This window comes from Phenylobacterium aquaticum (assembly GCF_022695515.1).
In the GTDB taxonomy this organism is placed as follows: Bacteria; Pseudomonadota; Alphaproteobacteria; order Caulobacterales; family Caulobacteraceae; genus Phenylobacterium; species Phenylobacterium aquaticum.
In genome coordinates this window covers 51,661-65,012 of the sequence record NZ_JALDPT010000033.1, presented here as the reverse complement: position 1 = coordinate 65,012, position 13,352 = coordinate 51,661, and the positions used below count along the sequence as shown (strand labels likewise).

General features: G+C 65.5%; 12 protein-coding genes and 1 tRNA gene. 5 read left to right on the top strand and 8 right to left on the bottom strand.

Annotated elements, in window-relative coordinates; genetic code table 11:
- Positions 1 to 21: 21 nt before the first annotated feature.
- Positions 22 to 98: transfer RNA gene (locus tag MQH10_RS20510), tRNA-Met, on the top strand.
- 501 nt (positions 99 to 599) lie between these two features.
- Here MQH10_RS20510 and cobA read toward each other — a convergent pair.
- The 8 genes from cobA to MQH10_RS20470 all read right to left on the bottom strand — a co-directional run bounded on the left by cobA (position 600) and on the right by MQH10_RS20470 (position 5,879).
- Entirely contained in the window at positions 600 to 1,253 is a 654-nt protein-coding gene (gene cobA / locus MQH10_RS20505; protein ID WP_242565841.1) for a uroporphyrinogen-III C-methyltransferase, read from the bottom strand.
- A 370-nt stretch (positions 1,254 to 1,623) separates the two neighbouring features.
- Positions 1,624 to 2,001: a hypothetical protein gene (locus MQH10_RS20500; RefSeq protein WP_242565840.1), complete on the bottom strand. Its 378-nt coding sequence runs from the start codon at positions 1,999 to 2,001 to the stop codon at positions 1,624 to 1,626.
- On the bottom strand, positions 1,971 to 2,279 hold the full coding sequence (locus MQH10_RS20495) for a hypothetical protein (protein WP_242565839.1): 309 nt from the start codon (positions 2,277 to 2,279) through the stop codon (positions 1,971 to 1,973). Before MQH10_RS20495 ends, MQH10_RS20500 begins: the two co-directional genes overlap by 31 nt.
- Positions 2,280 to 2,367: 88 nt before the next feature.
- Entirely contained in the window at positions 2,368 to 2,796 is a 429-nt protein-coding gene (locus tag MQH10_RS20490; protein ID WP_242565838.1) for a hypothetical protein, read from the bottom strand.
- Positions 2,797 to 2,816: 20 nt separating this feature from the next.
- The gene (locus MQH10_RS20485; RefSeq protein WP_242565837.1) at positions 2,817 to 3,635 is read right to left on the bottom strand and encodes a hypothetical protein; all 819 of its coding nucleotides are present in this window, start codon (positions 3,633 to 3,635) and stop codon (positions 2,817 to 2,819) included.
- The gene (locus tag MQH10_RS20480; RefSeq protein ID WP_242565836.1) at positions 3,632 to 4,093 is read right to left on the bottom strand and encodes a hypothetical protein; all 462 of its coding nucleotides are present in this window, start codon (positions 4,091 to 4,093) and stop codon (positions 3,632 to 3,634) included. Before MQH10_RS20480 ends, MQH10_RS20485 begins: the two co-directional genes overlap by 4 nt.
- Complete coding sequence (locus MQH10_RS20475; protein WP_242565835.1) at positions 4,093 to 4,470, bottom strand: hypothetical protein; 378 nt, start codon at positions 4,468 to 4,470, stop codon at positions 4,093 to 4,095. The genes MQH10_RS20480 and MQH10_RS20475 overlap by 1 nt, the downstream gene beginning before the upstream one ends.
- 521 nt (positions 4,471 to 4,991) lie before the next feature.
- Positions 4,992 to 5,879: a hypothetical protein gene (locus tag MQH10_RS20470; protein WP_242565834.1), complete on the bottom strand. Its 888-nt coding sequence runs from the start codon at positions 5,877 to 5,879 to the stop codon at positions 4,992 to 4,994.
- A 609-nt stretch (positions 5,880 to 6,488) separates the two neighbouring features.
- On the opposite strand from MQH10_RS20470, the gene MQH10_RS20465 reads away from it, so the two are divergent.
- From MQH10_RS20465 to MQH10_RS20450, 4 genes are all read left to right on the top strand, one after another.
- Positions 6,489 to 8,393, top strand: a complete 1,905-nt coding sequence (locus MQH10_RS20465) for a methyl-accepting chemotaxis protein (protein WP_242565833.1) — start codon at positions 6,489 to 6,491, stop codon at positions 8,391 to 8,393.
- 298 nt (positions 8,394 to 8,691) lie between these two features.
- Positions 8,692 to 10,410 carry an MASE1 domain-containing protein gene (locus MQH10_RS20460; protein WP_242565832.1) on the top strand — a complete coding sequence of 573 codons (1,719 nt, stop codon included), beginning with the start codon at positions 8,692 to 8,694 and terminating at the stop codon, positions 10,408 to 10,410.
- A complete protein-coding gene (locus MQH10_RS20455) occupies positions 10,407 to 12,764 on the top strand; it encodes a PAS domain S-box protein (protein WP_242565831.1) in 2,358 nt (785 codons plus the stop codon). Before MQH10_RS20460 ends, MQH10_RS20455 begins: the two co-directional genes overlap by 4 nt.
- Positions 12,748 to 13,185, top strand: a complete 438-nt coding sequence (locus MQH10_RS20450) for a response regulator transcription factor (protein WP_242565830.1) — start codon at positions 12,748 to 12,750, stop codon at positions 13,183 to 13,185. Before MQH10_RS20455 ends, MQH10_RS20450 begins: the two co-directional genes overlap by 17 nt.
- Positions 13,186 to 13,352 lie beyond the last annotated feature (167 nt).

Sequence of the window (13,352 nt, the reverse complement as noted above, 5' to 3'; positions counted from 1 at the left end):
CAATCACGATCAACACCCTGACGCGGGGTGGAGCAGCCCGGTAGCTCGTCAGGCTCATAACCTGAAGGTCACAGGTTCAAATCCTGTCCCCGCACCCAAGTTTCAATCAGCCCCTCGGCTCTCGCCGCAGGGGCTTTTTGTGTTCAGCTGGCCTGCCGAGCGATAGCTCTTAACCCGGATGTGATGGCCGCAAGTGGCCGTTCTCAGGCCATGGGATCCTCAAGCCTCGGCACTCACGCTGCGAAGGTGACCAACCGTGACGTTGCGGCGCGAAGCCAGAGGCAGCTTCCGATCGCTCGCGTACTCTCAACCCCGCACAGGCGGCGCCGCCGCAGCTATCAGGGACATGGCCTCAGCCTCATTCATGTCGTCGTGGATCCAGCCGCGGTACAGACGCCAGAGCAAAGGCTCGAGCCCCGAGCATGCCCCGACCATGACGTAGAGCAACTCGCGCTCGTTATTGACGCCCGTGCGCTTTACAAATCCATCGATTGGCAATGAGGGCGAATTGTCCCAACCGATCGAGAACTCTCGCTCATCGTCATGTTCCCAGTAGAACCTCCGAGCCAGATTGAGATCTTGCTCCGCGGCTCGGGTATTTATGACGAGACCGACCAGTAGAATAACGGGCCCGGCGGGTGCGGCGGCCCGTAGTGTCGACGCCAAGTGCTCCAGCGAGGTCGGGTAAGCCTTGGCGTAGGGATAGCCGGCGTTCTCGACCGCGATCGCGGTGTGGCTCCAGGGCGGCCGTGCTGAATAAGCCGTGCAGCCGCTGCGTGGACCTGGTCTCGGCCCATGTAGAGCGCGAGGGTGGTCTCAGGATCAGCGGCGCCGGCCCAGCCGCCATCGGACAGGTCGCCGCTGGAGACGGTAGCGGTGGCGATCAGCAGTCGCCGCGCCGCGTCACGATGCGTGAGCGGAAAGCCGAACTGGGCCGCAGCGGCGATGGCGGTAGTGAGGCCGGGCACGATCTCGGTCGCGAGCCCATGGTCATGGAGAAAGGCGCACTCTTCGCCGACCCGCCCGAATATGGAAGGGGCGCCGCCCTTGAGCCGCACGACCTTGAGACCGCCCCGCGCCAGCCGCAACATCAGGCGGTTGATGGTCTCCTGCTTCATGCTGGTGCGGCCCGCCCGCTTACCGGTCTGGATGCGGATGCAGTTGGCCGGCGCCAGGTCGAGGATCTCCGGCCCCACCAAGGCGTCATAGAGCAGGGCCTGAGCGGTCTCGACCGCGCGCAAGGCGCGTTCCATGGTGTCGGCTTCGGCCAAGACCAAGTTGGGCTGGGCAACGAGATCTCTGAAGCGACCGGCAAGGCGGGGGTGGAAGACGATCTGATCGTCCGACGTTGCGCTCAGCCTCCAGGCGCTCTCCAGCGTCCCCGGCTTCTCCTGCACCGCGGCGCCGGTCAGTAGCCCGTCTGCGACCTGGGCGACTAGGCGTGCGGCCCGTCGCTTCACCTGGGCGAGCTCGGCCTCTTGCTTGCCGCGCGCTACTCTTGCAGTCGACTGCCGTTGAGCGGACTAGGCCTGCAAATTGCGGACGGCTTCGTCAATCATGGCCGGATCCAGAAGATTGAGACTCGGGCGGGCCGGGCGGTTCAGCACTGTGCGCGCGATCAACTTAGAGCCCCATCCGCGTCATCTCAGTCAGGATGTCGCGCGCGCGCATGGCCAGGCGGGGGTCGGGGCCGTCGGCGGCCTTCTGGGCCAGGGGGCGCGCCCTGGGCTCCTGCTCGTCGAAACCGGACAGGCCCATATAGAAGCAGTAGGCCGCGTTCAGGGCGCCGAACTGACTGCCCCGGCTGGCCCAATCCAGATAGACGGCGCATTCGAAATGGGTCATCGCCGGCAGACGGCCGGTGCGGTCCAACAGTTCCTCGCGGCCGGGGATCGGTCCCCATTGCTCGGTCATGGCGGCCATGACGCTGGCCGCCCTGGGGTTGGCCTGCGTCCCCTTGCCGTCGGCGGTCAGGCGCGCGACGTCATAGAGCGCATGCACGAAGCCGCGCCCATACAGTTCGCGATAGGCGCGCAGGGCCTCAACCGGCTTGGCCGGCGCATACCAGCCATTCTCGGCGGCCAGGGCGGTGAGATATAGGGCGGCGATATCGCCTCCTGCGCCGCTGATTGCAGGATCAAGTCGTGGCGTTCGTCGAGCCTGGCGGCGGCGCGCCAGTCCTCGGCCGTGGCGGCGACGAGCTTCTCATAGGGGAAGTCGAACCCCCACCGGGCGGTCGAGCATTTGATCTCGTCGGCGGCGATGGGATAGCTCAGCATCGAGAAAGAGCCATTGGCGTAGTCCGGCGCGCGGGTGCAGGGCGGTGCGACGCCGCCGCCGCCGTCGCCGGGCTGCGTACCGGCTGGGTCACGGGCCGGCCCCAACGGAGTAGGACGCCAGCTTGGGCGCGCGCCCGGCCTTCAGCTGGGCGTCACGCACCTTGAGCAGGCATAGAAATCGGCTGCGATAGGTCAGCAGAACCTTGGCTTGGACCGTGGAGCGCCCCGCCGCCTGATCGGCGGCCAGGTCGGCCTGGGCCTCGGCGACGGACTTGGGCCATGAGGCGAGGAACGTGTTCAGATACGACCGGTCCGAGCCCGAGCTGAATGGGGCGATGGAAACGGCGAAGTCGAGATCGCTGAGGTCGAAACGGTCGCCATAGGCGACCAGGCGCTGGGCGAGAAGATCCCGGCACGGCGCGACCTCCGCCTCCGTCAGCCCGGTCGGGTTCGGCACAGCCTGGGCTGCGGCCGGCAGGGCGGCGGCGAACAGCGCCGCCGCGCTGATCAGGGCCATGAGGATTTTTCCGTATCGCATCATCGTCCTTTCGGGCCGCGGTCGCCCGGCCCCAGGGTGGAGCGGAACACGGGTGTGGTCGGTTCGCCGTTGCGCGTGTAGCACCGCACATTGCGCCAGCCGGTCTTGGGATCGAAGGCCGGCGCCCCGGCCCGCGTCAGGTCGGAATTCCACTTGGGCAAGAGGCCATAGCATTCGTACCAGAAGATATCGGCGCTGCCGGGCGCGACGCCATCCAAGACGAGGCTGCTCGGCGCTGACACGGTGTTGAAGGTCGACCAGCTCAGGCCGGCGGCGCAGCCCACCTGGGGCGCCGAATGCTCGACGGCGCAGAACTGCGCAAAGCCGTCGCGCCCGCAGGCATAGCTGACCATGTTGTTGGCGGTGTTGACCTGCAGACAACCGCCCGGCGGAGGGTCGGTCCGGTCGGCGACCGCCCAGATCTGCGCGCGGCTGCGCGCGAGCTCGGCCTGCTTGCAGGCGACCTGCCTGTCGGCGCCGCCGGCGGTCGAGCCGCAGACCTGGCCGAACGCCGACGCGGCGCGATTGGAGCGGTCGACGCAGTTGGACGCCGGTTGGTCGACGTCGCAGGAGGAGATTGTGACACCGAGGTTGAACAGCGAACTGTTCTGATTGCGGCAGGCGACGTCGAAGCCCTGCCCGCACAGCCCCCCGAACAGCCGCGCCGCCGTGTCATAGTCCTTGGCCATCGAGGCGGCGACGGCGGCCGCGTTCTGGGCGTTGATCGCGGCGGCGTTCACCTGGGCCCTTGCGGACGGGGCGCCGAGCGACAGGGCCAGGACGGCGATGAGGGCCAGGGCCAGGGTGCGAAAGCTCATCGTCCGATGGGACCTTTGGGCCCAGGGCTCAAGGAGGTGCGGAAGACGGGCGCGGTGGGGGCGCCGTCGCGGGTGTAACAGCGCACGTTGCGCCAGCCGGTGCGAGGGTCGAAGGCGACGGCCTTGTGCAGGGCCGCGTCCTCGTTGAACCGGGCGCCCATGCCGTAGCATTCATACCAGAACACATCGAAGGCGCCCGGCCTGGCGGCGTAGGACTCGAACCGCTTGGCGTCCGGCGGGCTGCCCGGGGCGAAGGTGCCCCAGCCCATGGCGGTCCCGCCGACATTGATGCAACCCTTGTCGGGCGTAGCCTTAGCGACGAAGCAGTGCATGGCCGACACGTCGCGCTCGCAGGTGAAACGCGCCGCATAACTCACCGTATCGATCTGCACGCAGCCGTCTGGTGTCGGCGGCGTCGTGAGGTCGCCAACGGCCAGGCCTCGGGCGGCCAGGCGCATCATCGGGCCCGGTCGCAGGCGATCGGCGTTTGGGCGATGGGATGGGACGAGGCGCAGACCTGCTCGAAGATAGCCGCCGAGCGGTTGGCGCGGTCGCTGCAGACGGCGAGCGACTGCGGGGCGGGACAGGCGCGCTGCTGTTCGCCCAGATTGAACAGGGCGCGGTTCTGTTCGGCGCAGGCCCAGCCGACGCCTCGCGCGCAGAGTGGCTGGTAGAGGGTCGAAGCCCGCGCATAGTCCTTAGCGTCGAAAGCCGCCTGGGCCGCTGAGACCTCAGGGTCTTCCTGCGCCGCTGCGGCCGGTGCGCCCAGGACAAATCCTGCGGCGGCGATGATGGCCAAGGCCAGGGCACGGACTTTCGGCGCGATGCGGCTCATGACGGCTCCCGCGCCTGAGCGCCGATCAGGGCGACCAGGGGAATTTTGAAATAGGCCTGCGGCCTGACCCGCGTTCTGGATGGATTCAACGGGCTCGGGGGTGTCACGGCCAGCTCGGCCACAAGGGCCCTCGGCAGATTGCGACGGCGCATGTCTTGAGGAACGGCGTCCCGCCCGCGCCCGCATGACCTGTCGATAGAGCGCGGTCAGCAGGGCCAGCATTCAATTCCTCGGCGCTAAGATCGTCCGTAGAAGCGTCACTTTAAACGTCCATCTTCGACCCGCAAGCCGACCATTCTAAGCTTGTCGAGCGATCGAAGTGCGCCATCGGCTTTCCGCCGGGGAGAGGCTTCACGTCTGTTCTCATCTGGCCCTGGTTCGGTGATCGGGGCTTGCCTGGCGCTGGCCTTGGTCTTGGAACGCCTGGGTTTCCGCGATGTGGTGGGGCTTCCTTATTACACGCGCTTGCCTGGGTGGACGCGCGCGTGGCGGGCTCTACGTCGGATAGTCGCTGTCGGAGCTTAGGGTTCGAAGATATTTGGGTGGGCCTGGCCGAGTGCGCCCAAGAACCGCTCGACCTCCAGCCAGGTGTCCTCGATGGCGCTCATATTGGCGGTTGAGGCGAACACTGACATCGGCACCACATGCTTGGCGTTGGAGCCGCGTCCGAGATAGCCTAGGGCGTTCAGCTTCACGACTTGGCGGCGTGCAGTCTCATAGGGGAGCCGGAGGCTCCTAGCGACAGCATAGGTCGAGACACCCCTTCGAAGATCATCGGGCGGAATGGCCTCCGCGCTTGCAAAGCGGGCAGCCTGTACCGGATCTTGGGTCAGGTGCCATGTGTTCTGGCGCACAATTTCCAGGAAGACGAGGGCCGAGAGGCTATCCAGGCCCAGGGCGTTGCGGGCGATCCTGGCGCAGCGGATCAGGTGTTCGGCGGCGAAAAGGCCGACCCGGCGGCTGATTTGGGTCGCCGGAGACGGCTCGGCCGGCGCCGCGCCGGCAAGGACGAGGGCGGCCACATATCCGGCGGTTTGGCCCTGGGTCGTCTCCATCGCCGCCTGGACCTCGGGGCGCTCGTAGAAGCCGTGGGCGACGACGACGCCCTGAGTTTGGCGTTCGCAGGCCTGGGAGGCAACCAGCGCCGTAATGTGGCGGCGCGTCGTCTCGTAAGGCACGTTCAGCGCCTTGGCGACGGCGTAGATTGAGACGGGCTCGGGCGCATCAAGGCCGACGCCGGGATGGCTTTTGAAATTCTCCCAGGTGATCTCCAAGAACACCAGGGCTGGGCCAAGACCTAAATCCAGCAGCGCAATGATCCGCTGCATCGCATCGAGGTAGTAGGCGCTGCTGAGTCGCAGAACCTGTCGTTTCGGCAGCGCGGGGAGCTGCGGCGCTAGATCGCTCATCGCGTGCAAGACTGCAGAGCGTTGGTCATGCCTAGCTATAATCGGCTTGCTGGTGATTTTGGAAGTGAGACCGAAAGTCTCTCCTGAATGCCTGCGGTTGGGCGTGGACCGCCCAGATGCCGATGCGCCGGTTGATGGCAGAGCCGTAGGCGCTCCGGCGGTATCATAATCGTTGGTGCTAGGTCTTAGGGGCTTACAGGCATGCGCTCAGGCCAATGCGCGTCCGCGGCCGGGCGGGCGAGGTGGTTTGCTTCGAGATCGTCGAACAGCGATTTGGCGCGCAGTCGCCAAGGCGGTGACGCCCAGACACGCCCGCATGACAATGTTGAGTGGCGGTGCGCCAGGAGGCGCCGGAGCGTCGCTGGGTCGCCAAGTTCAGGAGCTGCGATATGACGCCGCGGCCTGAATTGGGGGCCTCAGCATGCGCCCTGTAGTAGATTGAATGTTATTGTGAATTATAGATATTCCCAGAATGAGTGTAGCGTCCTTGCACGCCTGACCCCAGCTTCGACAAGCTGTTAAACGGTCCTTAAGGCGGTCGCCCCTGAGTGGATCCAAACTACGTTCAAAGAACGTCGTTCCCGATTTCCTCAAATGCGGCGATCTTCGATGTCCTTCCGAATAGCCCACGCCACACGGGCCCTGGGCGTCTTTCTGATCCTGAGCATTATCGCGCTGTGCGCGGTGTCCTGGTTCGCCCTCGAGCAGGTTCGGATCGGCAGCCGGGCCTACACCCAGATCGCCGATATCAAAGACCTCACGGCCGACATCTTGCCGCCACCGCTCTATCTGGTTGAGGCCCATTTGGCGGTGATGGAGATCGAGGACAATCCGGCCTCTCTGACTGAATACCGGCCGAAGCTCGACCGCATGCGCAAGGATTTCGATGACCGCATGGCCTATTGGCGCTCGCGGTCGGTGGATCCGAAAGTGGCCGACATTCTGTTCGACCGCTCGGACAAGGCGTCCAAGGCCTTCTGGGCCGCCGTCGACACCCAGATCATTCCGGCCGCCCAGGCCAATGACAAGGCCGCCCTGGAGACGGCTGGCGCGGCGGTCGATCAGGCCTACCAAATGCAGCGCGCCGCCGTAGAAGATATGGTCCCCCTCCTGGCTGAAGACGTGAAAGCCGCTGAAGCCCGCGCCGACAAGGCGATCCAGTTCAACCGGCTGCTGATGCTGGGCGCCGGCCTCCTGATCGGCGTCGCCTCGATGCTGGCCCTGCGCGCCCTGCGCGGCCGGGTGGTCGCGCCGATCGAGGCCATGACCCGCTACATGGCCAAGCTGGCGGCCGGGGACTATGCGCAGGAACCGCCCTATGCCGACCGCGATGACGAGGTCGGCGACATGGCCAAGTCCGTGGCCGTGTTCCGCGAAGGGGTGCTGGAGCGCCGGGCTCTGCGCCAGTCCCAGGATGAGGCGGAAAAGGCGGCTCGCGAGGCGGAGATCCGCAGCCTGGCCGAGCGCGCCGCCCTGGACGAACAGCGCGCCCAGGTGGTCGCCGCCCTGGCCGACGGTCTGTCGAACGTCGCCAAGGGCGAGCTGACCTGCCGGCTCCATTACGCCTTTCCGGCCGAGTACGAGGGGCTGCGCCACGACTTCAACGCTGCGGTGGCGGCGCTGGACGAGGTGCTGGCCCATATCGGCGGCGCCACCTCCGGCGTGCGCACCGGCTCGACCGAGATCGCCCACGCGGCCGACGACCTGTCGCGCCGCACCGAGCAGCAGGCCGCCAGCCTGGAGCAGACCGCCGCGGCGCTCGAGGAGCTGACCGCCACGGTCAAGGGCACCGCCGCCGGCGCCAAGGAGGCCCGCCAGTTCGTGGCCGAGGCCCGGGCCGGCGCCGAGCGCTCCGGCGACGTCGTCGAGCAGGCGGTGGCGGCCATGTCGCGGATCGCCGAATCCTCCGGCCAGATCGGCCAGATCATCGGGGTGATCGATGAGATCGCCTTCCAGACCAACCTGCTGGCGCTGAACGCGGGGGTCGAGGCGGCCCGGGCCGGCGAAGCCGGTCGCGGATTCGCGGTGGTGGCCGCCGAGGTGCGGGCGCTCGCCCAGCGTTCGGCGGAAGCCGCCAAGGAGATCAAGGGCCTGGTCGCGGCCTCCGGAAGCCACGTGCAGTCCGGCGTCGATCTGGTCAGCCAGACCGGCCAGGCGCTGGGCGCCATCGTCGCCCAGGTGGCGCGGATCGACGAGCTGATGGGCTCGATCTCGTCCTCGTCCCAGGAACAGTCCACCGGCCTGGCCGAGGTCAATATCGCGGTCAACCAGATGGACCAGATGACCCAGCAGAACGCCGCCATGGTTGAAGAGACCACGGCCGCGGCCCACGCCATGAGCGCCAGCGCCGTCGAGCTGGCCGAGCAGATCTCGCGGTTCAACACGAGCGGGGCGGCCGCAGTCGTGCGGCCTGCGTCGCACACGACCTCGCCACCCGTTCGTGTCGTCTCACTCAGGCATGCCGCGGTGGCTTTGGCGGTTCAGCCAAGTTCGGAAGGCTGGGAGGCGTTCTGACGCCGCGGACGCCCATTGCGTCGGCGTCGCCTAGGCCCCCCCGCAGTGGGGCGCCGCCGTTGAGGCTCACCGGAACTCAGCGCTGGGCGACTCTGGGGCCTGGGCCTCTCGGATGCTGGCCGCGGAGCCTGCGCTCCGCTCGATCAATGACCGTATTGGCCGCTAAGGCTCCCGAACGCGCCATCGTCCCCCCGTTGCGCGAACCTAGAACGTGGCACTGTAGGGGACCAAAGGCTGCGGCATCTTGCCCCCCATTTGGATTAACCAACGGGAGCGATTCTCGACATAGAACGCTGTTATGCTGAAATACGCTCCTGTCTCCGGTGGTCGCCCTGGGCAAGCCTCGGCACTTACATTGGCTGGAGTCAGCCTTTCGGTCTTTGTGCTCGCCTGGACGAGCATCAGCTTCACACGCGATATCGGACGGATCGCGGATGTCTGGCCGGTTAACGCCATCCTCGTCGCCCTGTTGCTGCAGACGTCGACCCGTACATGGCCTTGGTCCCTAACCCTGGCGCTGGCCAGCTTGTCTGCCGCGGGGCTCGCCATAGGCGACTCGCCTGTCGTTAGCGTGGGGCTGGCGGTGTGCAACGGCGTCGAAGTCCTAATCTGCGCCGCCGTGATGGGCCGGTTCGCCGGGTCAATGCTGAATCTCGGCCGGCAACGTCATTTGCTTCTGTTTCTGCTGGCGGGAGGCTGTCTTGCTCCGGCGACATCCTCGCTTTTGGCGGCGCTAGTCACCGAGGCGCTTGGCGGCGGTGTCATCCCCGAGAGCCTTGGCCGACGGTTCGCCGCCCATGCTCTTGGCTTGCTGACCGTAACGCCGGCCCTGCTGGCTCTAACGCCAGAGACCCTATCGGCTCTTCATAGAAAGCTGCGGAGCGGGCGCGGCGCAGCCTCGCTTTTCGTTCTGGCCGCGAGCCTGGCGATGGTGTTCGGCCAGAACAAATATCCGCTCTTCTTTCTGGTCCCGCCGGCCCTCATTTACGTCGCGTTCGAGTGGGAGCTGGCCGGCGCAGCTTTGGGGCTCCTGGCGACCGCCTTGGTGGCCCTAGTGATGACGCTCACAGGCCACGGGCCCACTGCGTTGATGCAAGGCCCGCTTCCAGACCGGTTGGCCATGCTGCAGATCTTCCTGGCGACGATGACCGTGTCTGTTCTTCCGGTCGCGGCGGCGCTGGCCAGGCGTGGTCGTCTGGAGATTGAGCTGCGGGCCTCGCTCTCCGAGGTCGAAGCGACCCGCTCCGCCGTGGTGGAAGCCCAACGCCAATCCAATCTCGCGGCGCAGATCGCTGGCATCGGCCATTGGAGGCGGGAGCGCGCCAGCGGCCAAAGCGTCTGGTCTGACCAAATGTTCGCAATCCATGGCGTGACCCGCGAGGCGTTTGGCGGGCGACTAGCCGATGCGATCGACATGTATGCGGTCGAGGATCGAGGCCTAGTCCAGGCCGAGGTTCAACGGGCCTTCGAGACTGGCGCACCGTTCGATCTGAAAGTCAGGCTGTTCCGCGCCGACGACGGTGCGGAGCGGGTCGTGGTGTTCAAGGGTGAGGGCGAGCGCACCTCCGGCGGCGAGGTCATCGCCATATTCGGTGTCATGCGCGATATCACTGAAGAGGAGACCGCCCGGGCGCGGATCGCCGAGAGTGAGGCGCGTTACCGCCTGTTGGCCGACTCCTCCACCGATCTTGTGGTGAAGGTTGGACGCGATCAGATCATCCAGTACGCCTCGCCATCGTTCAGTCGTTATGGTCATGCGCCCGAGGACCTGGTGGGATCGTCGATCCAGACGCTGCTTCATCCGGACGATCTGCCGAAGATGGCCGACATAGCCGCCGAGCTATTGGCCGGCGGCGAGATCGACCCCACCCGGGACCGCACCTATCGCATCCGAACCGCAGACGGCGCCTTCATCTGGATGGAAGGCTCTCCGGCCATCATTCGTGACGAAGATGGGGCCGCCGCGGCGTTCATCTCTCAATTGCGGGACATCTCGGAGCGGCGCGCGCGAATGTGAAGCTGGCCGAGAGCGAAGCGAGCTATCGACTTCTCGCCGACACCTGCACCGACATCGTGCTCACTGTCGGGCGGGATAACGTCATCCAGTACGTTTCTCCCTCGGTCCGCCGCTATGGCTATGAACCCGAGCAGCTAATTGGAATGACCAACGTCAGCCTGCTGCACCCGGATGACCTGCCAAAGCTGCAGGAGATCATGACCGAGCTGTTCACCCACGACACGGTCGACCCGGCGCGGGATAGGACCTATCGAGTCCGGACCGCTGACGGCTCTTATGTTTGGATGGAAGGCAATCCGAACACGGTGCGCGACGAGCATGGCGATATCGTCGCGGTGATTTCCCAGTTGCGGGACATTTCCGATCGTCAGGTCGCCTATGCGGCGCTCAGCGACAGCGAAGCACGCTATCGCCTGCTGACCGCCAATGCGACCGACGTCATCGCCTGCTATGGCCTCGACGCCAAGTTCACCTTCCTGTCGCCATCCCTGGTCACTGTCATGGGCTACGCGCCGGAGGAGCTGATGGGCAAACCCACCGTCAGCTTCATGCATCCGGATGACATCCGTCCAACCTTGCGCAAGTTCGCGGACTATGTCGCTGCGGGTCCCGGGTCTGAGCCCATCCGTTTTGAGTACCGCGCCTTTCGCAAGGACGGCGAGATGATCTGGCTCGAAGCCCAGGCCAAAGCGATCTTCGACCCTGAGACCGGGGCGATTATCGAATTCCAGGACGTCGTGCGAAACATCACCGAACGCAAAGTGATCGAGGCGGCCCTGGCTGAGAGCGAGACCCGCTATCGGCGTCTGGCCGAGGCCGCACCGGACATGATCAGCGAATGCGACGCCGAAGGTCGCATCACCTATGTCTCCCCCGCCAGTCGGCGGATCTTCGGCCTGGAGCCGGAGGCCCTCATTGGTCTGAATGCCTTCGCTCTGATGAACCGAGGTGACGACGCCAAGGCCCGCGAGATGTGTCAGGCGCTGATCGACACCCGCGGCCAGCAGGAATCCCCTCCACTGCAGTATCGCGGTCGCCACCGCGACGGCCAGACGATCTGGATCGAGTCAAAGCCTTCTCCGATGATCGAGCCGCTGAGCGGTGAGGTCACTGGCTTCATCGACGTGATCCGCGACATCACTGCGCATAAGGCGTTGGAAGAAGACCTTCAGCGGGCTCGGCATGACGCCGAGGTGGCCGCTGAGGTGAAGGGCGAATTCCTGGCCAATATGAGCCACGAGATACGTACGCCGCTGACGGCCATTCTGGGCTTCACCAGTCTGTTGGCCGGGCGCGACGATCTCGATCCGGAGGCTCAGAAATATGTCCAGCGCGTCACTGGCGCCGGCCAGGGTCTGCTCTCCATCGTCAACGACATTCTCGACTTCTCCAAGCTGGAAGCCGGGTTGGTGGAGATCATGCCCCGCCCAGTTAAGCCGACCGACATGCTGCGCGACACCTTGCTGATGTTCGAGCCCCTGGCGCAGGCCAAGGGGTTGGCTCTGGAGTTTGAGCCCGACAACGTGTTGCCGTCGGGCCTGCTGATCGATCCCGACAGGGTGCGCCAAGTGCTGCTCAATTTGATCGGCAATGCCATAAAGTTTACTGAGACTGGCGCCGTCCGGCTGGCGGTCGCCTATCACCCGAAGCGCCAAGCGCTAGAGGTCCGGGTTGAGGATACGGGCGTGGGCCTGAGCAAGGCGCAGCAGCAGAAGCTGTTCCAGCGCTTCTCCCAGGTCGACGCCTCGTCCACACGCCGCCATGGCGGCACCGGCCTGGGGCTGGCGATTTGCAAGGGACTTATCGAGGCGATGGGCGGGCAGATCGGCGTTCGCAGCCGAGCCGGTCATGGGTCGGTGTTCCACTTTACGATTGCCGCACCGGTGGCGGAGCTTCAAGTCGCAGAGACCTCGCCATCGACCGGGCTCGCCGCCCTGGAAGGCGCGCGCTTGCTTGTGGTCGATGACAACCCCGTCAATCGGGAACTGGTTCGCGCGATCCTGTCTCCGCTGGGCGTTGAAGTTACGGACGCCGTGGACGGCCTGGCGGGCGTGGAAACTGCTCTGGGGTGGCCCTTCGACCTTATCTTGATGGACATCCGGATGCCTGGGCTCACCGGCCCTCAAGCTTCGGAGCGCATCCGCAGCCAGCCCGGCCCCAATCAGACGATACCGATCCTGGCCTTCTCAGCAGACGCCGAGATGTCGATGTTCGAAGGAGAGGATTCGGACTTCAATGGAGTGGTTCGCAAACCGCTCGTCCCCGCTGAACTGCTGATGACCGTCGTGCAGTGCCTGGAATGGGAGGGCACGGAGTCCCAACCTCTGGACGCAGAGCATGTCGGCGACCGCTAGTTCCACACGCCGCCGGATCTTGGTCGTCGATGACGAGCCAATGGTGCTAGAGCTAATCACCACGCGGCTGGAGCTGGCGGGTTACGAAGCCTACTACGCCCGAAATGGGCGCGAGGGATTGGCGCGGCTAGCCGAACTGCGGCCCGCCGCCCTGATCCTCGACATCAATATGCCGGAGCTGGACGGGTTCGGAGTGATGCTGGAGATGGCGCAAAGCGGCATGATCCTATCCACCCCCACCATGGTGCTCACCGCCCGCAATCAGACTTCGGACATCCGGCACGCCATGACATTGGGCGCCCGAGACTTTCTTGCCAAGCCCTTCAGGGACGACCAACTGCTAGCCCGTGTCGCCCGGCTAATGCGGAGCCACCGCCCCCGACCGCCGCTACTCGGTACAGGCGCGGGGGGCAAGGTTTGAAGTCAAGGCTGCGGTCCGCAAAAATGCGGGCTGCGACCAAGTTGCCCCGTCAAATTTGATTAATCGTCCATTATCCCAAACGCGAATTGAAATAACGCGGGCATGCCATCTCAGGGTGGGCAGATCCAAGTGCGCCGACCCCAATTCCACTCTCACCTAGGACGAGA